Origin of the sequence: Microbacterium sp. W4I4, assembly GCF_030816235.1 — a bacterium.
In the GTDB taxonomy this organism is placed as follows: Bacteria; Actinomycetota; Actinomycetes; order Actinomycetales; family Microbacteriaceae; genus Microbacterium.
Window position 1 is genome coordinate 1998891 of sequence record NZ_JAUSXT010000001.1, and the last position, 22408, is coordinate 2021298.

20 protein-coding genes are annotated in these 22408 nt (G+C 68.7%); 7 read left to right on the forward strand and 13 right to left on the reverse strand.

All coding sequences use genetic code 11. The features are described from left to right. Positions 1-38: 38 nt before the first annotated feature. Together QF046_RS09375 and QF046_RS09380 are read right to left on the reverse strand one after the other, a co-directional pair. On the reverse strand, positions 39-1202 hold the full coding sequence (locus QF046_RS09375) for an acyl-CoA dehydrogenase family protein (RefSeq protein WP_307368979.1): 1164 nt from the start codon (positions 1200-1202) through the stop codon (positions 39-41). A gap of 161 nt (positions 1203-1363) precedes the next feature. Beyond that, complete coding sequence (locus tag QF046_RS09380; RefSeq protein WP_307368983.1) at positions 1364-2290, reverse strand: M15 family metallopeptidase; 927 nt, start codon at positions 2288-2290, stop codon at positions 1364-1366. An 85-nt stretch (positions 2291-2375) separates the two neighbouring features. On the opposite strand from QF046_RS09380, the gene QF046_RS09385 reads away from it, so the two are divergent. Continuing rightward, positions 2376-3431, forward strand: a complete 1056-nt coding sequence (locus QF046_RS09385; RefSeq protein ID WP_307368986.1) for an Rv2578c family radical SAM protein — start codon at positions 2376-2378, stop codon at positions 3429-3431. Between the two features lie 182 nt (positions 3432-3613). Here QF046_RS09385 and QF046_RS09390 read toward each other — a convergent pair whose 3' ends face one another. Further along, entirely contained in the window at positions 3614-5956 is a 2343-nt protein-coding gene (locus tag QF046_RS09390; RefSeq protein WP_307368989.1) for a DEAD/DEAH box helicase, read from the reverse strand. A 254-nt stretch (positions 5957-6210) separates the two neighbouring features. Here QF046_RS09390 and QF046_RS09395 point away from each other — a divergent pair, with 254 nt between their 5' ends. Further along, entirely contained in the window at positions 6211-7128 is a 918-nt protein-coding gene (locus QF046_RS09395) for an aldose 1-epimerase family protein (protein ID WP_307368992.1), read from the forward strand. A gap of 80 nt (positions 7129-7208) precedes the next feature. Here the strand turns inward: QF046_RS09395 and QF046_RS09400 are convergent, their stop codons facing one another. The 4 genes from QF046_RS09400 to QF046_RS09415 are packed head-to-tail and all read right to left on the reverse strand — an operon-like array spanning position 7209 to position 11771. Next, positions 7209-10385: an efflux RND transporter permease subunit gene (locus QF046_RS09400; RefSeq protein ID WP_307368994.1), complete on the reverse strand. Its 3177-nt coding sequence runs from the start codon at positions 10383-10385 to the stop codon at positions 7209-7211. Positions 10386-10395: 10 nt separating this feature from the next. Beyond that, a complete protein-coding gene (locus QF046_RS09405) occupies positions 10396-10977 on the reverse strand; it encodes a TetR/AcrR family transcriptional regulator (protein ID WP_307368997.1) in 582 nt (193 codons plus the stop codon). A gap of 57 nt (positions 10978-11034) precedes the next feature. After that, positions 11035-11394 carry a CrcB family protein gene (locus QF046_RS09410; RefSeq protein ID WP_307369001.1) on the reverse strand — a complete coding sequence of 120 codons (360 nt, stop codon included), beginning with the start codon at positions 11392-11394 and terminating at the stop codon, positions 11035-11037. Continuing rightward, entirely contained in the window at positions 11391-11771 is a 381-nt protein-coding gene (locus QF046_RS09415) for a CrcB family protein (protein WP_307369004.1), read from the reverse strand. The genes QF046_RS09410 and QF046_RS09415 overlap by 4 nt, the downstream gene beginning before the upstream one ends. Before the next feature lie 114 nt (positions 11772-11885). Between QF046_RS09415 and QF046_RS09420 the strand changes: the two genes are divergently transcribed. Continuing rightward, positions 11886-12602, forward strand: a complete 717-nt coding sequence (locus QF046_RS09420) for a Pr6Pr family membrane protein (protein WP_307369008.1) — start codon at positions 11886-11888, stop codon at positions 12600-12602. On the opposite strand, the gene QF046_RS09425 is transcribed toward QF046_RS09420, so the two are convergent. After that, positions 12526-13908, reverse strand: a complete 1383-nt coding sequence (locus tag QF046_RS09425) for an FAD-dependent oxidoreductase (protein WP_307369011.1) — start codon at positions 13906-13908, stop codon at positions 12526-12528. The genes QF046_RS09420 and QF046_RS09425 overlap by 77 nt on opposite strands. Before the next feature lie 123 nt (positions 13909-14031). Then, the gene (locus QF046_RS09430; RefSeq protein ID WP_307369014.1) at positions 14032-14844 is read right to left on the reverse strand and encodes a MerR family transcriptional regulator; all 813 of its coding nucleotides are present in this window, start codon (positions 14842-14844) and stop codon (positions 14032-14034) included. A gap of 190 nt (positions 14845-15034) precedes the next feature. On the opposite strand from QF046_RS09430, the gene QF046_RS09435 reads away from it, so the two are divergent. Together QF046_RS09435 and QF046_RS09440 are read left to right on the forward strand one after the other, a co-directional pair. Beyond that, on the forward strand, positions 15035-15877 hold the full coding sequence (locus tag QF046_RS09435; protein WP_307369016.1) for a DUF4097 family beta strand repeat-containing protein: 843 nt from the start codon (positions 15035-15037) through the stop codon (positions 15875-15877). Continuing rightward, the gene (locus QF046_RS09440) at positions 15874-16503 is read left to right on the forward strand and encodes a helix-turn-helix transcriptional regulator (protein WP_307369019.1); all 630 of its coding nucleotides are present in this window, start codon (positions 15874-15876) and stop codon (positions 16501-16503) included. Before QF046_RS09435 ends, QF046_RS09440 begins: the two co-directional genes overlap by 4 nt. A 3-nt stretch (positions 16504-16506) precedes the next feature. Here the strand turns inward: QF046_RS09440 and QF046_RS09445 are convergent, their stop codons facing one another. Continuing rightward, complete coding sequence (locus QF046_RS09445) at positions 16507-17049, reverse strand: universal stress protein (RefSeq protein ID WP_307369022.1); 543 nt, start codon at positions 17047-17049, stop codon at positions 16507-16509. Between the two features lie 153 nt (positions 17050-17202). Between QF046_RS09445 and QF046_RS09450 the strand changes: the two genes are divergently transcribed. Both QF046_RS09450 and QF046_RS09455 read left to right on the forward strand, forming a co-directional pair. Beyond that, positions 17203-17388 (forward strand): DUF3073 domain-containing protein, encoded by a 186-nt coding sequence (locus QF046_RS09450; RefSeq protein ID WP_307369025.1) that lies wholly within the window; start codon positions 17203-17205, stop codon positions 17386-17388. Positions 17389-17502: 114 nt separating this feature from the next. Beyond that, the gene (locus QF046_RS09455; RefSeq protein WP_307369027.1) at positions 17503-18342 is read left to right on the forward strand and encodes an MOSC domain-containing protein; all 840 of its coding nucleotides are present in this window, start codon (positions 17503-17505) and stop codon (positions 18340-18342) included. A 12-nt stretch (positions 18343-18354) separates the two neighbouring features. On the opposite strand, the gene QF046_RS09460 is transcribed toward QF046_RS09455, so the two are convergent. Genes QF046_RS09460 through purM form a run of 3 tightly spaced genes read right to left on the reverse strand, consistent with a single transcriptional unit; the run spans position 18355 to position 22274 of the window. After that, complete coding sequence (locus QF046_RS09460; protein WP_307369030.1) at positions 18355-19671, reverse strand: MFS transporter; 1317 nt, start codon at positions 19669-19671, stop codon at positions 18355-18357. After that, positions 19668-21152, reverse strand: coding sequence for an amidophosphoribosyltransferase (purF, locus tag QF046_RS09465; RefSeq protein WP_307369033.1), 1485 nt, complete (start codon positions 21150-21152; stop codon positions 19668-19670). Before purF ends, QF046_RS09460 begins: the two co-directional genes overlap by 4 nt. 6 nt (positions 21153-21158) lie before the next feature. After that, positions 21159-22274, reverse strand: a complete 1116-nt coding sequence (gene purM / locus QF046_RS09470) for a phosphoribosylformylglycinamidine cyclo-ligase (RefSeq protein WP_307369037.1) — start codon at positions 22272-22274, stop codon at positions 21159-21161. Between the last annotated feature and the right edge of the window lie 134 nt (positions 22275-22408).

A 22408-nucleotide genomic window follows, 5' to 3' on the forward strand; every position in this document is an offset into this window, starting at 1 on the left:
TCCGGACGGCCCTCGCGGCCTGCTCTGCGCGGTGCGCGTCAGCGCTTGCCGACGATCTGACGACCGACGAGGTCGCGCATGATCTCGTTGGTGCCGCCGTAGATGCGGTGCACGCGGGCGTCGGTGAACGCCTTCGCGATCGGGTACTCCATGATGTAGCCGTAGCCGCCGTGCAGCTGCACGCCCATGTCGAGCACCTCCCACTCGCGCTCCGTCGCCCAGAACTTGACCTTCGCGGCGTCCTCGGCGGTGAGCTTGCGGTCCTTGTACGCGAGCATCGCGCGGTCGACGTACGCCCACATGACCTCGGTGGTCGTGACCATGTCGGCCAGACGGAAGCGGGTGTTCTGGAAGTCGGCGATGCGCTCGCCGAAGGCCTCGCGGTCCTTCGTGTAGCCGATCGTCCAGCTGGTGGCCGCCTGCGCGGCGGCGGCCGCGGCGACGCCGATCGAGAGGCGCTCGAGCGGCAGGTTCATCATCAGCTGGATGAAGCCCTGACCCTCCTTGCCGCTGATCAGGTTCTCGTCGGGCACGAACACGTCGGTGAAGCTGAGCTCAGCGGTGTCCCAGCCGTGGAAGCCCATCTTGCTGAGCTTCTTGCCCTGGTCGAAGCCGTCCATGCCCTTCTCGAGGATGAGCAGGCTGAACGCGTCGGGGCGGTTGCCCTCACCGGTCTTGACGAACGTGACGACGATGTCCGCGGTGGTGCCCGAGGAGATGAACGTCTTGGCGCCGTTGACGATGTAGCCGCCGTCGACCTTCTTGGCGTTGGTCTTGATGCCGCGCAGGTCGCTGCCCGCGCCCGGGTCGGTCATGGCCAGCGCGCCGAGAACCTCGCCGGTCGCCATGCCTGGCAGCCACTTCTCCTTCTGCGCCGGCGTGCCCATGTGCACCAGGTAGGGGACGGCGAGGTCGTCCTGGATGCCGAGCGCTCCGGCGAGGGAGCCGGCGCCGGCGCCGATGACCTCTTCGTTCACGATCGCGCGGAAGCGGTAGTCCTGCAGCATCCCGGCGCCGCCGAACTCCTCGGGAACCGAGAGGCCGATGATCCCGGCTTCGCCTGCGGCCCGCATCGTCGCGCGGTCGACCTCTCCGTCGGCTTCCCACTTCTCGATGTTCTCGTTGGTGGCATAGCGCTTGACGAAGTCCTTGACCAGGTCGCGGAAGGCCTCGTGGTCTTCTTCGTAGATGTCGCGTTCCATGACGTCCTCCTGAAAGTCGTGTGCGTCTTCGCATCCGCGAGTCTACGGATCGGAGGTCGCCGGTCATAGCCGATTGTGGGAATGCGTCCCACTGAACGTGACACTGCGTTCCGTGTTTGTGGATGCCCTCAATGCCGGGTCCAGCTCGGGGTCCTGCGCGGTCAGTGCGCGTAGTCCGCCGCAGCGGGAAGCTCGAAGAAGTCCTCGAGCGTGTGGAACCCGCCCGCGTTGTACGCCGCGGCGAGTTCGACCCCGATGTATCGCAGGTGCCAGGGCTCGGGGATGTACCCGGTCATGCCGGTAGCACCCTGCTCGTAGCGCACGATGAAGCCGTGCTCCCAGGCGTGCTCGGCCACCCAGTCGCTCTGCGGCGTTCCCCCGAACGCGCCGATGCCGCCGCATCCCGAGGAACAGGCCACGATGTCTGCGGCGAAACCGGTCTGATGCTCGCTGTGACCGGGGCGCGCCGACCTGGCATCCGCATCCTTCGCGCCGTCCGCACGGACGATCGAGGAATAGGTGGACTGCTGCAGGTGATACGAGCGGTAGGCGTTGTTGATGCCGATCGTGCCGGCGCCGGCCGCCCGCGCAGCGTCCGCCATCCGGCCGAGAGCCTGCGCCGCTTCAGGATGCATGCTCACTGACCCGGACGTGGGTCGCAGGCTCGACGCCGTCACGGACGACGGCGCGTAGTCGATGCGACTCAGAGACCTCAGCTTGTTGACGACCACCCAGACGTGCGTCGGATCATCCAGGGGCACGCAGGGCGCATTGCCCGCCACGACCGCCTCACGGAACTCCCCGCCCCCGCCGAACGCCGCGATCGTCGCCGAGTCGTCGCCGGCGTCGAGCGCCGCCAGCACCGCCTCATCGGCACAGGGGTTCGCCGCGCCTGTCGCGGCGACATCGATCTGCGGCAGCGCCAGCGCCGCCATCGGAGCCGGCAGCTCCCTGACCACGGCTTCCTCGGTGATCACTCCGCCGAGCGTCGCCAAGCACGCGACCGCGGTGAACAGCACGCCGACGGGCAGGGCGACCCTGACGGCGAGCGGTGCACGCGACGCATGCCGGGAGTACGCGACGCTCATCAGTCCATTGTGACGCACGGGCGCGGGCGACGCACGAGACTCCATCGGCATTGACATCTCATCGATTCTTTGTTCGAATGTGTGCATGCGGTGGCAGGGTCAGAGAATCGAAGATGCGGATGCCGACGCGCTCCCCGGTCTGGAGAACCGCGGCGGCATCGTGCAGTCGGTGACCACGCCCGAGTTCGCCGGGATGACCTTCCATGAGGTGCTTGCGAAGTCCGCCTTGAACGCCGTACCGGCCGCATCGCGGATGCCGTTCCGCTGGACCATCAACCCGTACCGTGGATGCTCACATGCATGCGTTTATTGCTTTGCTCGCGGCACGCACCAGTACCTGGATCTGGACGCCGGCGCAGACTTCGATTCGCAGATCGTCGTGAAGACCAACGTCGGCGAAGTGCTGCAGAAGGAGCTGCGGCGTGGATCCTGGAAGCACGAGACCGTGGCGCTCGGCACGAACACGGACCCTTATCAGCGGGCGGAGGGCCGCTACAAGCTGATGCCCGGGATCATCCGCACGCTGGCCGACTCCGGAACACCGATGTCGATCCTCACCAAGGGCACGCTGATCCGGCGCGACATCCCCCTGCTGATCGAAGCGGCGAGGCAGGTGCCGATCGACATCCAGATGTCCATCGCCATGTACGACGACGCCCTGCAGCACTCGGTGGAGCCCGGCACGCCGACCACGCAGGCGAGGCTGGACACCGTGCGGGTGCTGACGGATGCCGGCTTCCGCGTCGGAGTGTTCCTCATGCCCGTGCTGCCGCACATGACCGACTCGGTCGCGGCGATCGACGAGGCACTGCGACGACTCTCGGATGCCGGTGCCGACCACGTCGTCTACGGAGCGCTGCACCTGCGCGCGGGCGTGAAGCCATGGTTCTTCCAGTGGCTGGAGCGTGAGCGCCCCGACCTCGTGTCCTCCTACCGTGCGCTGTACCCGGGAGCGGCTGCGGAGTCGCCGAAGGGATACCGGCAGTGGCTCGCCAAGCGGATGCGACCGCTGATCCGCGCGCACGGACTGGAGGCGCGGTCGGAGGAGGAGCACGATCGGATGCGAGGCATCATGCGCGCGCGGATGAATCCGGCACCGGCATCCGCTCCCCCGGCCTCGCCGCCGGAGATGCTCTTCTGAAGCGAGGGATGCTGCGCCGCGGCGCTCATCGTGTGCAGGAGTTCCACCCGGTGCAGGACGCTCGTCGAGATTCCGTCCTGTCCCGGAGGAATCTCCTGCCCGGGGTGAACGATGCCTGCCCACCGGACAGACAGAACGCCCCGGAGGCCTGGACCTCCGGGGCGTTCTTGACTGCGATGCGATCAGGCGGTGAGCTCGGCCGCGGTCGGGACGCGACCGGCGATCTCCTCGATCACGTCGTCGCCCGGCTGAGCGGACTCGAACGGAGCGTCGATCTCGGCGCGGCTGAGCAGCTCCTCCATGCGACGGCGGCGCTGACGCGGGATCAGCGTGACGACACGACCCGAGCGGCCCGCGCGACCGGTGCGGCCGGCGCGGTGCAGGTAGGTCTTGTACTCGTCGGGCGCATCGGCCTGGACGACCAGGTCGATGTCGTCGACGTGGATGCCGCGCGCGGCGACGTCCGTGGCGACGAGCACCTGCACCTTGCCCGCGGTGAGCTTCTGCAGGTTGCGCGTGCGCTTGGCCTGGTTCAGGTCGCCGTGCAGCGAGACGGCGGAGATGCCGGCATCCTCGAACTGCTCGGCGAGCATCTCGGCGTACGCACGAGTGCGGGCGAAGACCAGCGTCTGGCCGTCGCGGTCGACGAGCGAGGTGAGCAGCTCGGCCTTGTCGCGGTGCTCGATCACGAGCACGCGGTGCTCGATCCGGCTGGACTCCTGGTCCTCACCGGCGACCTCGTAGACGGCCGGCTCGACGAGGAACTCATCCACGAGCGATGCGACCTCGCGGTCGAGCGTCGCCGAGAACAGCAGCTTCTGGCTGGCGTCACGGTCATCGAGCGCCGTGCCGGTGGCACGAAGGATGCGCTGCACGGGCTCCACGAAACCGAGCTCGGTCATGTGATCGGCCTCGTCGAGCACGGCGATGCGCACCTCGGACAGGTCGAGCTTGCGCTGCTTCATGAGGTCCTCGATGCGACCCGGGGTGCCGATCACGATGTCGACGCCCTTCATCAGCGCACCGACCTGACGGCCCTGCGGCACGCCGCCGTAGACCTGCGTGGTGAACAGTCCGACGCTGCGGGCGATCGGCTGCACGGTGCGGTCGATCTGCAGCGCCAGCTCACGGGTCGGCGCGAGGATGATCGCGCGCGGCTTGCGGCCGAACTCGCGGCGCATGCCCTTCTGCGAGCTCAGGATGCTCTCGACCAGCGGAGCGCCGAAGGCGATCGTCTTGCCGGAGCCGGTGCGGCCACGGCCGAGCACGTCGCGGCCCTCGAGGATCGCGGGGATCGTCGCGGCCTGGATCGGGAACGGGGTCTCGGCACCCAGGCTCTTCAGGATCTCGACGATGTTCGAGCCCAGCCCGAGGTCGCCGAACGCGACGTCAGCGACCTCGGTCGCCTGCACGGCCTCGGCCTCGAGACGCTCGTGGACGACGTCGACGTGATCGTCGTGCGACTTGACCGTCGCGGTGCGGTTCCAGTCGCTGCGGTTCGGACGTTCGTCCTGGTCACGGCGGACCGGTCGCTCGGCGCGATCCTGACGCGGACGCTCGGCGCGGTCAGCGCGGTCGAAGCGCGGACGCTCGGCGCGGTCAGCGCGGTCGAAGCGCGGACGCTCGGTGCGCTCAGCGCGGTCGAAGCGGGGACGCTCCGTGCGATCGTTGCGATCGAAGCGGGGACGCTCATCGCGCGACGGACGGTCGGCGCCACGGGCTCCGCGGTCGTCACGGTCAGAACGGGGACGCTCCGTGCGGTCGAAACGGGGACGCTCCGTGCGGTCGTAGCCGCCCTGGCCTCCGGCGCGGTCATCCCGACGCGGACGGTCGTCGCGCTGAGGCCGGTCGTCGCGGCGAGCGCGGTCGTCGCGCTGGAACGGACGACGGTCGTTGCGGTCCGCACCGGTGCGACCGTCATTGCGCTCGTATCCGCCGCGCCCACCACGGTTGTCCGGGTTGAAGCGCGGACGCTCCTCGCGGTTGTACCCACCGCGTCCTCCGCGATCGTCGCGGTCGAAACGCGGACGCTCGTCGCGGTTGCCCCTCGACGAGCTCGGGGACCCATAACCCGCCCGGTCGTCCCGACGCGGACGGTCATCGCGCGAGGCGCCCTGGTATCCGCTGCGTGTGCCGCGGTCGTTGAACCGGCGCTCACCGAATCCACGGTCATCGCGACGCTCATCGCGGTGGTGCGGGGTCTCGCGGCGACCGGACTCGGCGCGGTTGCGGATGCCGCGTGCCTCGTCGCGACCGGCGCGATCCGAGTCGTTCCAGCGGCGCTTGGGCTCACCGGTGCCGGCCTCGGTCGGGCGGTAGCCGCGGTGCTTGGGGCTGACGCTGCCGGGACGGCGGTCGTACGAACGCGCCTCGCTCGAGGGGGCGCGGCGGTCGCCGGTGGCCGGTCGCTCATCGCGTGACGGGCGTGCACCGGCGTGACGGTCGTGGAACGACGTCTTCTTCGCGAAGCGCGGTTCGAAGTTGCGGGACGGGCGTCCGCCCTTGGGGGTGCCATTCTTGGGCATGGTGTTTCCTGACTGTCTCTGACACGAGAACAGCGTCTGCGGGTGGCGCACAGAGATCAGCGCACAGCAGACATACCCGAGCGTCCGTCGGCCGGGGCCATTCATGTGATGGTTGATGAACCATCGGCCCCTGGGCTCACAAAGAGCAGTGCTGCTCAGAACCACCCGCGTTACGCGGACTGCCCGAAGCCGACCGCCCGAGCTTACCCGACGCGCCTGGGAAACAGCCTGGCGGGCCGCCATACGATGAACACATGCCTCTCGACGACACGATGATCTCCCCCACCGGCATCCGGATCCACCTGCGTCGCGGCGAGGTGACCGCACAGGTCGCGCAGGTCGGCGCGTCACTGCGGCACCTGAGCGTCGGCGGCGTCGACATCGTCCCGCCCTACCCCGACGACGTGCCGACGCCGATGGCATCCGGCGTCGTGCTCGCTCCGTGGCCGAACCGCGTCCGTGACGGCATCTGGCAGGACGGCGAGACGACTCGCGCCCTCGCGATCACCGAGACCAAGTTCCACAACGCCAGCCACGGCCTGCTGCGGTTCGCTGCGTACGACGTCGTCGAGCAGAGCGAGGATGCGGTGACCCTCGCCGCGACGATCTTCCCGCAGACCGGCTACCCGTACCTGGTCGCGACGACGGTGCGCTTTGCGCTGACGGATGCCGGGATCGACGTCGCCCACACGCTGACCAACCACTCCGCCGATGCGGCGCCGGTCGCCCTCGGCATCCACCCGTACCTGACGATCGGCGACGCCGATCCGCGTGATCTCGTGCTGCGCCTGCCCGCGGAGACGTACTTCGAGACCGACGACCGGATGCTGCCCGTCGGCGAGTCCCCGGTCTCCGACGGCACGGATCTGCGCGGGGGGCGTCGGCTGAGCGACCTGCAGTTGGACACCGGGTTCGCGAGCCTGCACCGTGACGCAGACGGACTGGTGCGCACGACGCTCTCCGCGCCGGACGACCGCACGGTGACCCTGCATCAGGGTGCCGGCCTGGACTACGTGCAGGCCTTCACGACCGACCGTTATCCCGGGCAGTCCCTGGTCGTCGCGGTCGAGCCCATGACTGCACCCGCCGACGCCTTCAACTCGGGCCGCGGGCTGCGCCGGCTTTCTCAGGGCGAGTCGTGGACGCTGGCATGGGGCATCCGCTTCTCCTGACCCGCCAGCCCGTCTGTATGGCGCAAACCGCCCTCTTTCACGTAGAAAAGGGGCGGTTCGCGCCATATAGACGGGTTCTGTCAGTCGACCGGGTTGGCTGCGGGGATGCCCTGGGCGCGAAGCTCGCGGCGGGTGAGCGTGCGCCCCTCGGGGAGCGGGGCGGCGACCGGAGTCTCGGGAGACTCGCCGCGGCGCGCGCGGCGGCGCTCCTTGGCGCCCTCGACGAGGTTGTACAGCGTCGGCAGCACGATCAGTGTCAGCACCGTCGAGGACACCAGACCGCCGATCACGACGATCGCCAGCGGCTGCGAGATGAATCCGCCGTGCCCGGTGATGCCCAGCGCCATCGGGGTCAGCGCGAAGATCGTCGCCAGGGCCGTCATCAGGATCGGTCGCAGACGCTTCTCGCCGCCGGCCATCACCGCCTCGGCGGCGGACAGCCCCTTCTCGCGGTACTGGTTCACCAGGTCGACGAGCACGATCGCGTTGGTCACCACGATGCCGATCAGCATCAGCACGCCGATCAGCGAGGCGACGCCGAGCGGCACCCCGGTGATGATCTGCAGCAGAATCGCCCCGGTCGCCGCGAAGGGCACCGAGATGAGCAGCAGCAGCGGCTGACGCAGCGACTTGAAGGTCGCCACCATGACCACGTAGACGATCAGGATGGCGGCGAGCATCGCCAGACCCAGCTGCGAGAACGAGTCCGCCTGCTGCTGGGCGACGCCGCCGATCTCGGCGCGCGCACCCTCCGGCAGCTTCACGTCGTCGAGCGAGGCGGTCACCGACCGTGTGGCGACGGCCAGGTCGTCGGATGCCGGCGGCACAGTGATCGTGGCGGTGCGGCGACCTTGCTCGGTCGTGATCGCCGTCGGGCCGTTGCGCTGCTCGACTGCAGCAATGTCCTGCAGCTGCACGATGCCGGTGGGCGTCGGGATCGCGAGCTCCTTGAGAGCGGCGAGAGACGTCGGGGGCTCGGGGTTGACGAGGTACACGGTCAACGACGTGTCGTCGACCTCGATCGAACCGATCTGCTGCGGACGCATCGTGTTCGACACGATCGACCCGACCGCAACCTCCGACAGACCGTGGGCCGCTGCGGCCCGGCGGTCGACGGCGACGGCGATGTACGGCAGCGACGCGGCCAGGTTGCTGGTCACCTCGCCCACGCCGTCGCGCCCCTTGAGGTCCTTCATCAGCGCGTCCGCGGCCTTCTGCAGCGCGTCGCCGGTGGGCGCGGTGATGGTGACCTCGATGTCGCTGGATCCGAAGCCGCCGGATGCCGCGCTGACAGCGACCTCGCCGGCGTCCTTCAGCCCGTCGATCTTCTTCTGCACATCGGCGCGCAGCTTCTCCTGGTCGGCGGAGTCGCTGGTCTGGATCGAGTAGGTGATGCCCGCACCTCCCGAGAACGCATCGCGCAGCGCCGATCCGCTCGAGCCGATCGACGCCTGCACGTGAGTGATGCCGTCGACGCCGTTCAGCGCCTTCTCGACCTGCTTCGCGGCATCCGACTTCGTCTGCAGGCTGGCCGTCGCCCCGACGTCCTGCGTGACGGTCATCGTGTTCTGACCGGAGTCGCTGAGGAAGTTGATCTTCATGAGCGGCGCGGCGGCGAGCGTGCCGCCCAGCACGACCAGCGCGATGATCACGGTGGTCGCGGAGTGCTTCAGCGTCCAGCCCAGGATCGGTCGATACGCCTTCTGCAGCCGGGTCGGCGGGGCATCCGGATGCTCCGGATCGATCTGCGTGCCGTCCTCGGCGAGCAGCGGCTTGCCGGGCTTGAGGAACCAGTACGCCAGCACGGGCACGATCGTCAGCGCCACCAGCAGCGAGGCGACCATCGCGATCGTGACCGTGATCGCGAACGGGCGGAACAGCTCGCCGACGATGTCGCCGACGAACACGATGGGCAGGAACACCGCGACGGTGGTGATGGTCGAGGCCGTGATCGCCGCGGCCACCTCCTTGACCGCCAGCCGGATCGCGTCGCCCTTGTCCGCGCCCTCGACGTAGTGGCGCTTGATGTTCTCGATGACGACGATGGAGTCGTCGACCACCCGGCCGATGGCGATCGTGAGGGCGCCGAGGGTGAGCACGTTCAGCGAGTAGCCGAACGCCTGCAGCCCGATGAAGGTGATCAGCACGCTCGTGGGGATCGAGATCGCCGTCACGAGCGTGGAGCGGATCGAGAACAGGAAGACGAGGATCACCAGAACCGCGAACACCAGGCCCAGCGCCCCCTCGGTGGCGAGCGACTCGATGGACTGCTCGATGAACGGCGCCTGGTCGAAGACGACGGTGAACTCGGCATCCGGGAAGGTGCTGCTCAGCTCATCGATCGCGGCCAGCACGCCCTTGGACACCTCGACGGTGTTGGCCGAGGGCAGCTTGGTGACGGCGATCGAGAGCGCGTCCTTGCCGTCCACGCGTGAGATCGACGAGACCGGGTCGGTGGTCTGCGCGACCTTCGCGACGTCGCCGATGGTCAGATCGGTGCCGGTCAGCGGCAGCGCGGCCAGCTCCTTCGCCGACGCGATCTTCGAGCCGCTCTGCACGGTGAGGGTCTGGCCGTTCTCGGTGATGTCGCCACCGGGGAGCAGCACGCCGTTCTGCTGCAGCGCCTGACTGATGGCCTGGGTCGGCGACTGCCCCCTGGCCAGGAGCGCCTGCGTCCCTGAGCTTGTCGAAGGGTCCGGAGTGATCGTGATCCGCTGGCCGACGCCGCCGACGATCTGGGCGGCATTGACGCCCTTCACGTCCTCCAGGTCGGGGATGACCGTGCTCTCCAGGTCGGTCTGCGCCGACTCCGAGTCCGAGAAGCCGGTGACGGCGATCTGGATCACCGGGAAGTCGTCGATCGAGACGCTCAGCACCTGCGGTGAGACGTCCGCCGGCAGCGCTTGCGAGATGCGGTTGATCGCCTGCTGCATCTTCTGCTCGGCCGTCGCCAGGTTCGTGCCGTAGGTGAACGTCGCCTGCACGATCGAGGAGTTCGTCGTGCTTGTCGCGGTGGTCGATTCGAGCCCGGGCACGCCCTGGATCGCGTTCTCGATGGGCGTCGACACGTCGTTCTCGACCACCTCGGGCGAGGCGCCCGGGTAGTTCGTCATGACGATCAGCGCCGGCAGTTCGAGCGACGGGATCAGCTCCTGCTTGAGGTTCGTCAGCGCCAGCCCGCCGAACACGGCGGCCACGATCGTGATGAGGGCGATCAGCGCACGGTTGCGCAGGCTCAGGACGGAGAGATTCGACACGGTGCTCGTTTCAGTCGTTCGAGGACGAAGGACGGATGCTGTCGCCGAGGATGCCGGCGAGCGCGGATTCGATGAGGGAGCTGCTCAACGCGCCCTCGCTGATGCGCGAGTGCCACAGGAGCCCGTCGATGAAGACGGCTGCGGCGGTGGCGCGGTCGGGACCGTAGTCCTCGACGAGGAACCCGGCCATCTGGGTGGTCCAGCGGCGGGCGAGCGCGCGCAGCTGGGGATCGTTGACGGCGGCGGTGACGACGGCGCGGTCGGCTTCCAGCGCCCGTGCGTCTGCCAGGCCGCGCATGATGAGCTCGGTGAGCACGGCCGGGGTCGCGCCGCGGGCGGCGAGGATGGCGCGGATGCCGTCGATGCGCTCATCGACTTCGGCGACCAGATGATGAAGCGCTTCGGCGCGCAGGTCGTCGAGAGTCGCGAAGTACTGGGTGGTGGCGCCGAGGGGCACTCCCGCGCGGGCGGCGATGAGGCGGTGCGTGAGGGCGCCGACGCCGACCTCGACGATCAGCTCGGCGGCCGCGACGATGATCTCCCGCCGACGCGACTCCGGATCGCGCCTGCGGCGCGCGACAGCATCCGTCATCCCCCACCCCCTTCTGTACAGATGTACATTACGAAGTTAGGCGACGGCTGGGAGGCGTCAGATCGCGGATCCCAGCACGAGCCCGCAGGCGGCGGCGGCGAGGGATGCCAGCAGCATCCCTCCCACGTACACGAGTGACGCCCCGCGCGCACCGTCTCGCCACAGCGCGACAGTGTCGATCATCGCCGTGCTGAAGGTCGTGTACCCGCCGAGGAACCCGGTGCCGACGACGAAGACCGCTCCGGGCAGCATCCCGATCACCAGACCCAGGGCCAGCGCGCCGGTGATGTTGATGACCATCACACCCCACGGGAAGCGGGTGCCGGTGATCCTGGCGATGCCGAGGTCGACGAGGTAGCGGGCCGCCGCGCCGAGACCTCCGCAGGCCGCAGCGAGCAGGAACACCAGCGGACTCATGCGCGCGCCCGCTTCCGCCCGAGATGCAGGCCGAAGGCTGCGGCCGCGATCCCGACGACCAGACTCACCACGACGTAGCCGATGGAGAGAAGGGGCGCGGATGCCCAGAGTTGAACGCTGTCGACCGCGAACGCACTGTAGGTGGTGAAACCGCCGAGCACCCCCGTGCCCGCGAACACGCGCAGATCCGAGGCGGGCAGGCGCGCGGTGATCACGCCCAGCACGAAGGCGCCGACGATGTTGGCGACCAGGACCCCCAGTGCGGCGTCGGGGATCAGCATCCCGAGACCCAGCCGAGCCGCGGTGCCCAGCATCCCGCCCAGCGCGACCAGCGCCGCACGGCGCAGGATGGTGCGGGCGGGCGGGGAAGGGTTCACCTGCGTCACTCTAGCCATCACGACCCGCGGCGGCCCGATGACGTTACGTAGACTCGGGGAACGGCTGATGGCGCCACCCGACCGGGCGCTCAGCGCCAGGAGGAAGACGCCCCCGTGCTGACGAGAAGGATCTACGGATGGCTTCGGCTGCTCACCGCAGCCGTGTGCATCGTGTCCCTCACGCACCGGATGCTGTGGGGCATGGGTTCGCAGACCCTGGCCAGCCAGAATTTCTTCGCGTACCTGACCATCCAGTCCAATCTGGCCTTCGCCGCGCTGACCATCGTGGCGGGGATCATCGGGCTGCGGCACTCGGAGGACCCCGCGTGGCTGACCTCCGCACGCGCACTGGTGCTGAGCTGGACGATCACCGCGGGACTGGCCTTCTCGATCATCGTCTGGCAGGCCGGCGTGCGCGGCATCCCGATCACGGTGCCGTGGTCGGATGTCGTGCTGCACTACGTGCTGCCCGGTTTCGGCGTCATCGCCTGGCTGATCGGACCGGGTCGTACGAGCGCGTCCTGGCGGGTGGTCCCGTACGTGCTGCTGTACCCGGCGCTCTGGGGGATCTTCACGATCTGGCGCGGCCGGATCATCGGCTGGTACCCGTACTACTTCCTCGACCCGAGGCAGGTGTCGGGGCTGCCGGAGATGGTGATCTCGAGTCTGCTGGCGCTGTCGATCTTCGCCGTGGTCGCCACCGCGCTCGTGCTGTCGAGTCGGGTGCGGGTGCGGATGCCGCCGTTCGGCGAGATCAGCTCTCGTCCTGCTCCGGCGGCGCGAAGAAGGCGAGTGCTTGACGTGCTGCGGCACGTGCGTCGCGCTCGCTGAGTGCGGAGAACTGCTCGGCCTCCATGCCGCCGACCAGGCCGACGAGCACGGGCTCTCCGATCGCGGGCAGCAGGTTGATCCAGGTGCGGATCAATCCGTCTCCGCCGACGACGTGCCAGATCGGCTGCTGGGCATCCCAGAACGCCTCCTCGAAGCGCATCCAGACCGTCTCGACGAAGCCGGATGCCAGCGCCGCGATGGCCCCGCGCTGCGCGAACGGCAGCGCCGGGGCGAACTCGATGCCCTGCTGCTGCAGGACGCCGAGGGGAACCGTGACCACGACGCGATCGAAGGAGAGCGCCTCTCCAGTGCCCAGGCGCAGGCTCACGCCGCTGTCGTCGTAGGCGACGCGAACGACAGGAGATGCGAGCGTGACCTCGAGGTCTTCGAGATGCTCGTCGAAGAAGGCGCCGAGGTCCTCGGTCATCCCGGTGAGAACGTCATCGCGGAAGGCGGGCGGGTACCAGCTGGATGCGTTCGCCGGGTCGGCGCCGGTGGTGGCGGAGAGCCACGCGAGCGCTGCGACGAGCGCGGGGTCCTTCAGATCGGCACCGTTCTGCTCGAGCGCCGCCGCCAGGGACACGTCGGCCGGGAACGTCTTCGCCTTGTCGACGGCCTGCGCGATCGCGTCGCCGGTCAGTTCGTCGGTGACACCGTCCTTGGACCATGCGGCGGCCGGCTCGAAGGTCAACTGGCGATCGCCGAGCGCCGTGAGGCGATCGCGCAGCCCGGTCAGCTGCTCGGGGGTGATCAGCCAGGCGCCGAGCTGGGCGGGGACCGGCCAGTCATCGCCGGTCTGGCTGAGCACGCGTCCGCCGGTGCGCTCGCGCGCCTCGAAGATGGTGACGCGGTGACCGGCATCGGCCAGCAGCCGCGCGGCCACGACCCCGGCCGCACCCGCTCCGATCACCGCCACGCGCTCCTTCTCGGAGGCGGCATCGATCAGCGCCAGGGCGGCGGCATGACCCGAGTCGACCGCGCCCAGCACGGTGCCGGGATTCGTGGCATCCGTCGCCTCGCCGGCGAAGAACACCCGATCCATCAGGGGTTCGGCGAGCGTGTCGCGCTGCTGCGGATCCGCGCCTGCGGGCAGGTAGCTGATCGATCCGAACGAGTAGGGGTCGGTCGCCCAGGTGCTGCGCGCCCAGGTCGTGGGAGCCGGGACGCGCGATGGCGCGGTGGGCTTGGGCGCGGGCGTCCTGGTGCGCGTGGGCTTGGGCGCCGGGGTGGGGGTGCACGACGCGAGAAGCATCGCGACGGCACCGGTCCCGGCGCCGAGCAGCAGTGTGCGGCGAGTGATGCTCATCGTCCAGCCAGACTACCCGCGCTCCGCCCCACCTGTTCGGGAGGAGAACTCTCGGAGGGGAGGAGGCTCAGCCCAGCATCCTCCTCCCGAGCGTGAGAACTCCTCCCGAACGCGGGCCACCGATCACAGGCGAGCTTCGGCGTAGATGCGCAGCGCGTCGCGGACGAACTCGGCGCCGGCGGTGCCTCCCGCGCTCGTGGCGTAGTTCGCGCCGAAGCGCGGATCGGCGACGTACATCTCGCCGAGACCGATGACGTAGCCCCTCACGTCAGGATTGGGTCCCTGCCCTTCGACAGGCTCGGGAACCCAGCCATGAGCAGGAGTGCCGGGGATGCCGGTCAGCCACTCCACGTGGCGGCGCGCGATGTCCTGGGCCTTGTCGGATGCCGGGTCGATGCCGCTCTCCGCCGCGGCGATCCAATCGCGGCCGAGGTCGGCGACGCGCTGCTGCCAGGCCGCGCGATCGTCATCGGACATCCCGCGCCACCAGCGGTCGCCGTCGGCGTAGGCGTTCCTCCCCCAGCGCTCTTCGACCTCGTCCTTGTACTGCGTGTGATCGAACCCGTCGAACATGTTCTCGGCCATGAGGGCTCCTCCTTCTGTCAATGCGGTGATCGTCGATTCGACGGATGCGATCTGCCGGGAGATCCGCTGCTGCTCCTGGCGCAGCCAGCCGAGGTGCGTCTGCAGAGCGGATGCCTCGGATGCCCTGGTCCCTGTCGAGGGGTCGAGCACCTCGGCGATCTGCGTCAGGCCCAGGCCGAGTTCGCGCAGCAGCAGGATGCGCTGCAGCCGCACGAGCGCGGCCTCGTCGTAGTGCCGATAGCCGTTGCTCGCGACGCGCGAAGGCGCCAGCAGACCGATGTCGTCGTAGTGACGCAGCGTCCTGCTCGTCGTCCCTGCGTGGCGGGCGATCTCCTGGATCGACCAGTCCATGGCATCCGCTCCTCTCCTGATTCCGTCGATATGACCACCGTAGAAGTTGACGCAGCGGCAATGTCAAGCATCGAGAACCTGACTCTTTCCTGAGATCCGCCTCAGACGCTTGACGAACTCGAGATATATCGTGTTACGCTCGCCACACGCGATATATCTTGATATCGCGATCGACAGGAAGAGAACGACAATGACCGAGAAGTGGCTCATCGCCCCGGGCGAGGAACGCGTCATCGACATCGCCTCCGCGTCCCGGCTCAAGGTCGGGCTCGTCGGCGGACAGGTCGACGTGATCGCACACGACGAACCCGGCGTCCGCATCGAAGTGCACGGCGTCACCATCAAGGACCTGCGCGTCGAATCCGACGGCACCCAGATCGAGATCGACCATCCTCAGATCGGCTGGGACAACTTCCTCGAGGTGTTCCGCAACTTCGGCACCGGAGGCCCCAAGGCCGAGATCAGCATCGCCGTGCCGCGCGACATCGCCCTCACCCTGGGCGTCGTCAGCGCCGGCGCACTGATCTCGGGCATCCGCAACGACGCCAAGCTCAACACCGTCTCGGGTGACATGATCGCCGACGGCATCACCGGCGATCTGACGGCCAACTCCGTCTCGGGCGACGTGCAGGTACGCGGGCTGGTCGGCTCCGTCGTCGCGAACAGCGTCTCGGGCGACGTCGCCGTCACCGGCACGCTGCGCAAGGCCACGATCGACACCGTCTCGGGCTCCGTGCTCATCGACGCGATCGGCGATGCGAACACCGTGAACCTCAACACCGTCTCCGGCGGTGTGACCGTGCGCCTGGACGAGACCCTGCCGGCCAACTACGTGCTGCGCAGCATCAGCGGCAAGCTCATGGTCGACGGCATCCAGCGCTCCAGCGGCGGTCCCAGCAACTACAGCGGGCAGATGGGTGAGCTCGCCGGCAGCTTCGTCGACGTGCGCGCCAACACCGTCTCCGGCGGCATCACCGTGCTGCGTCAGGCTCGCCCGACCGTCGCCGATGACCCCGAGTGGGAGGAATCATGACCCCCGCCGTCTTCTCGCACGGCGACCTGCGCCTGTACCTGCTGTCGCTGCTGAACGAGGCGCCCCAGCACGGCTACGGCATCATCCAGGCGCTCACCGACCGAACCGGCGGCACCTACACGCCCAGCGCCGGCACGATCTACCCGCGCCTGGCGAAGCTCGAGGAGGAGGGCCTGGTCTCGAAGACCATCGACGGCCGCACCACGATCTACGCCATCACCGATGCGGGTCGCGCCGAGCTCACCTCGCGCGAGGAGGATCTCGTCGGCATCGAGGCGGGTCTGTCCGACTCGGTGCGCCTGATCGCCAGCGAGGTGCGTCAGAGCGTGCAGGATGCCATGCGCAGCCTGCGCGCAGACCTCGCCACCGCGGCGCAGGACGAGAAGAGGTCCGCCAAGGCGCGTGCGCGCGCCGAGGGGATGGGTGATGAGCGCACCACCAGCCGCGAGCAGCTGCAGCGGGCGGATGCCGTGATCAACGCGTTCCGTGCACAGATCCGCACGGACCTGCGCACGCATGTCGCGAAGGGCGGCACGCTGCCGGCATCCGTCGTCAGCGACTTGGAGCGCTCCCTCGACGATGCCGCCCACGCGGTGACTCGGGGATTGGCCGCACCGGGCGCGTAACCGCTACTCGGTCCAGACGTCCTTCTGGTCGTCGGGAACCGGTTCGCCCTGCGGGATCACCAGCACCGGCCGGTGCTGGCGGTGCGCGAGGCGGGCGGCGACCGACCCGGTGAAGAACTCGCGGATCGACTCCCCCAGGCCCTGCTTGCGGGTGCCGATCACGATCAGCTGCGCGTCGAGCTTGTCGGCGAGCTGCTTGATCGCCAGCGCCGGGTCGCCGACGAGCTGCCGGGCGGTCCAGGCGATGTCCTCCTTGTCGAGGGCGGCGGCCGCGCTCTTCTGCACGTCCTCGAACTCGGCGGCTCCGGCATCCAGGTTGAGATCGATGGGCGCGGAGTGCACGTAGCCGTCGGGATCCTCGAAGGTGACGAAGCGTGTGACGTCGACGTGCACCACGACGAGCGGCGCATTCAGCAGCTTCGCGTAGCGCACCGCCTCGGCCAGCACATGGGGTGGCTGCCCCGGTTGCATGCCCACCACGACGGCCTTCTGCAGGGCGGCGTTCTGCGCGGCTTCGTCGGATGCTGTAGGCGTGGAATCTGACATGAAGATCGTTCCCCTCACCGGCCGCAGGACGGCCTCAGGCTCTGGCGTGCGTGCTATCCTGAATGCTACTCTTACCGGCCTCGAGCCGGTGCCGTGAAAATCATCGGGCGTCGCACAGCCCGGTGCTGAACTCGTAAAAAGGGGGTCTCGCTCATGGGCCGTGGCCGTCAGAAGGCGAAGCACACCAAGATCGCTCGCGATCTCAAGTCGTACAGTCCGAATGTGAACTTCTCCGCACTGGAAAGCGAACTCGGGCACCCCTCGTCAGACGACCAGTACGTCGACAAGTGGGCCGACGAGTATGAAGAAGAGGACGAGGACGAGCTCGAGCGAGCCTGACCTCTCCTCCCGCACGACAGACACCCTGGCGACGAGCATCTGCTCCGTCGACCAGGGTTTTGTCGTGTCTCGGCGCGGTCAGGCATGCGAGCCCCGGCCTGGAAGAATGGCCGGATGCCCCGTATCGCCGCCCTGTACCGCCATCCGATCAAGGGGTTCACACCCGAGCGGCACGATGAGCTGACGATTCAGCCCGATGGGCGCGTCGCCGGTGACCGTGTGCTCGCCTTCCGGTTCGCGGATGCCGCGGAGCCGGAGCAGCGCGACGGGCTGGACTACTGGCCCAAGTCGAGGGGCCTCGCCCTGGAGTCGTTCCCGTCGCTGGCGACGCTGCGTGTGGCGTACGACCAGGACGCTCGTCGGGTGCGGATCGCGCACGACGAGTCGCTGCTGGTCGACGCGGTTCTGGATGCCGAGGGGCGCGCCGAACTCACCGAGATCATCACCGCCTTCGTGATGGACTCCCCCGAGTGGAAGCAGCTTCAGCGCCCGGGACGCCTGCCGCTGGTGCTGGTCGGCGACGGCGAGCGTTCCCGCTTCCAGGATCGGTCGCGCGGTTTCGTGACCGTGCACAGCGAGGCGAGCGTCCAGGCGCTCGACGCGGCCCTCCCGAACAAGGCCCCCGGTCTTGTCGTGGATGACCGCCGGTTCCGGTCGAACATCGTGATCGACGGAGTGGATGCCTGGGACGAGCTGTCCTGGACGGGCGAGGTGCGCATCGGCGACGTGCGCTTCACCGCCGAGGGCCCGATCGTGCGGTGCCTGGCGACCCACGCGAACCCGGACACCGGCATCCGGGATGCTCGGGTGCTGACCACCCTCACCCGCGAGATCGGCCAGTCCGAGCCGACACTCGGCCGGCTTCTGCTGCTGCAGGGCGTGAGCGGCGCGGTCTCCGACACCAGCGGTGTCGGCGGCGTCATCCGTGTGGGCGACGAGGTCAGCTTCGGCTGACCGACGCCAGGGTCACCAGGCTCCGTGCCGGCTCTCCCATTCGTCCTCGACGGTGCGACGCCGACCGGCGATCATACCCGCCGGGATCACCGCGAGCAGCACAGCGGCGACGAGCAGCAGTGACCAGGTCCAGGAGCCGCTCATCGCGTGCAGCACGCCGAACAGCACGGGGAACACGGCGGCGACGGTATAGCCGACGCTCTGCACGAAGCTCGACAGCACCACCGCGGTCTCGGGCGTGCGCGCGCGGATGCTGATCAGTACGAGCGCCAGGGGGAACAGCACGCCGTTCAGGCCGAACAGCACGGTCCACAGCACAAGCAGTCCGGGGGCGGGCGCCAGGATGAGTCCGGCGAGGCCGATCGTTCCACCGATCGACCCGAACAGCACCAGCGGACGCGTCGCCTGCATCCGCACCACCAGTACCGGCACGAGCAGCGACGCCGGCAGCGCGACCGTGCCGAACAGAGACAGCAGCAGACCCGCCGTCGCGGCATCCACCCCTCCGATGTCGATGAACACCGCGGGCAGCCAGGCGAATGACACGTAGGCCATGGTCGAGGACGTCGCGAAGGTCGCCGAAAGCGCCCAGACGAGCGGGATGCGCGCGAGCCGCCCGAAGAGTCGGCGGTTGGCGGGTGTCGTGGGAATCGGCCCCGTCATGGGCTCGGATGCCGGAGAGCTCTCCCGCGTGTACGGCGACTCCTCGGCATCCGCCGCCCGCGTCTCGGGTGCGGAGAATCCGGAGGTCGCCCCGCGCAGCAGCATCAGGACCCACGGGATGACACCGGCGAGCGCGAACACGCCCCACAGGGCGATCGAGAAGCGCCAGCCCGCGGCATCCGCCACCGGCACCGCGATCAGCGGCGGCACGAACGTCGACACCGCCATCGCCGACGTGTACAGCGTCATCATCAGACCGAGCCGGTCGGGGAAGAACTTCTTCACCAGCGGAGGCATGAGGATGTTTCCCATGCCGACGCCCGCGAAGATCAGGGCCGTCGTCAGCAGCAGGCCGGTCGAATCGCCCACCGTGCCGCGCAGAACCAACCCCACGGTGATGGTCGCGAGCGCCACCACTGTCAATCGTTCCAGCCCCAGCCAGCGCTCGAGGAGCGGAGTCACCAGTCCGAACACGGCGAAGCACACCGGCGGAGCAGCGCCGATCAGACCGACCACAGCCGGTGCCAGCGGGAAGTCATGCTCGATCAGGTCGAGCATCGGCGACAGGGACGCCACCGCCGAGCGCAGCGAGAACGCGCACAGCAGGATGCCGAGCACCGCGAGCGCGCGCCCCCGCCAGAGCGGCCGTGCGCTCAAGGACGTCACGACGACTGCGACTTCTCGACCCACTCCAGGTACTCGGGGGTCACCGTGCCGGTGACGTAGCGCCCGTCGAAGCAGCTCATGTCGAGGTCGGTCAGCTCGGAGCCCTCGATGATCGCGGCCTTGAGGTCCTCGACCTCCTGGTACACGATCCGGTCGCAGCCGAGTTCCTCGGCGATCTCGGGGATCGTCCGCCCGTGCGCGACGAGCTCGAGCTTGGAGGGCATGTTGATGCCGTACACATGCGGGTACCGGACGGGCGGGGCGGCCGAGGCGAAGATGACCGACTTGGCGCCGGCATCCCGAGCCATCTGGATGATCTGGGTGCTGGTGGTGCCGCGCACGATCGAGTCGTCGATGAGCAGCACGTTCTTGCCGCGGAACTCGGTCGACATGGCGTTCAGCTTCTGCCGCACGCTCTTCTTGCGAACCGCCTGCCCGGGCATGATGAACGTGCGCCCGACATAGCGGTTCTTGTAGAAGCCCTCGCGGTACTCCTTGCCGAGTTTGCGGGCGACCTCCATGGCCGAGGGCCGCGAGGAGTCCGGGATCGGCATGACGACATCGATCTCGTCCAACGGCACGTGCTTGGCGATCGTGTCGGCCAGCTTCTCGCCCATGCGCAGACGCGACTCGTACACCGAGACGCCGTTCATGATCGAGTCGGGCCGCGCCAGGTACACGTACTCGAACGCGCACGGGATCAGCTGCGGGTCCACGGCGCACTGCTGAGTGAACAGCTCGCCGTCGTTGGAGATGAAGACGGCCTCGCCGGGCTCCACCTCGCGCACGATCTCGTAGTCGGCGTTCTCGAGCACGAGCGACTCGCTCGTCACGACCCACTCATCGCCCTTCGACACGCTCAGGGACCCATCCGCAGACGAGGCCTTGCGGCGGCCGAGGATGAGGGGACGGATGCCGAAGGGGTCGCGGAACGCCAGCAGGCCGTAGCCGGCGATGATCGCGATCACCGCGTAGGCGCCCTCGATGCGCTTGTGCGTGCGGGCGACGGCCTCGAAGATGCGCTCCGGGTCGAGGTCGACATCCGAGGTGGTGGTCTGCAGCTCGTGCGCGAGCACGTTGAGCAGCAGCTCGGTGTCGCTGGAGGAGTTCAGGTGGCGACGGTCGCGCTGGGCCATCGCGGAGGTCAGCTCACGGGTGTTGGTGAGGTTGCCGTTGTGGATGAGCACGATGCCGTAGGGCGCGTTCACGTAGAACGGCTGCATCTCCTCCTCGTTCGAGGCGGTGCCCTTCGTCGCGTAGCGCACATGCCCGAGGCCGACACTGCCGAGCAGCGAGCGCATGTCACGGGTGCGGAACGCCTCGCGCACCATGCCCTCCGCCTTGGCCATGTGCATGATGCCGGTGGGCTCCGCCGTGGCGATGCCGGTGGCATCCTGTCCGCGATGCTGCAGAAGCAGGAGCGCGTCGTAGATGTCCTGGTTGACGGGGCCGTTTCCGACCATTCCGACGATGCCGCACATGGAGGGTTACTTGTTTCCGTTCGCGTAGGCGCCGATCAGGCGCACGGCTCCACCATCGACGCCCTTGGCGCCCTCTTCGAAATCGCCTGCGGGGCGCGCACCGGTGTGCACGGTCGCGACCTGCCAGGCGGCGATTCCCTGCGCTTCGATCGCGGCGATCGCGGCATCCTTCTGCGCACCGTCGACGACGGCGAGGAACCCGATGCCGAGATTCCAGGTGCCCTCGGTGTCCATGATCGGGGTGCCGGCGATCTCGGCCAGCACCTGGAAGACCGGGCTGGGTGTCCAGGTCGAGCGGTCGACCTCGGCCCAGCTGCCCTGCGGCAGCACGCGGGCCAGGTTGGCCGCGATGCCGCCCCCGGTGACGTGGCTGAGCGAGTGGACCGCGCCCGGCACGGCGTCGAGAAGCTTCAGCAGCGGCGTCGTGTACAGACGCGTCGGCTCGAGCAGCACCTCACCCCAAGTGCTGCCGAAGTCGGCCGCGTTGTCGCCGTACCCGATGCCGGCGTTCGCGACGATGTGCCGCACCAGCGAGTAGCCGTTGGAGTGCAGACCGCTGGAGGCCAGTGCGATCACGGCATCCCCGTCGTTGACGAGGTGGGCGCCGAGCAGGGCATCCGCCTCGACGACTCCGGTGGCGGCTCCCGCGACGTCGTAGTCGCGCGGGCCGAGCAGACCGGGGTGCTCGGCGGTCTCGCCGCCGACGAGGGCGGTGCCGGTGGCGGAGCACGCCTCGGCGATACCGCGCACGATGTCGGCGATGCGCTCGGGGACGACCTTGCCGCAGGCGATGTAGTCGGTCATGAACAGGGGCTTCGCACCCACCACGACGATGTCGTCCACGACCATGCCGACCAGGTCCTGCCCGATCGTGTCGTGCTTGTCGATGGCCTGCGCGATGGCGACCTTCGTGCCCACGCCGTCGGTGCTGCTGGCCAGCAGCGGACGCGTGTAGCCGAGCAGTGCGCTGGCATCGAACATGCCCGCGAATCCGCCGACTCCACCGAGAACCTCCGGCCCGTGCGTCGCGCGCACCGAGGCCTTCATGAGTTCGACGGCGAGATCGCCGGCCGCGGTGTCGACGCCGGCCTGAGCATAGGGATTGGTGGGGGAGGCTGCCACCCTCACAGCCTACCGGCCCGCGCGCGTCGTACAGGCCGCTGTTTCGCCCGCCGGATACCGATGGGACGGATGCAGACCCGCCGACTCTGCTATAGTCAGTGGTTGCGCTCATTCGCGCCGTTCTCACCGGCGCA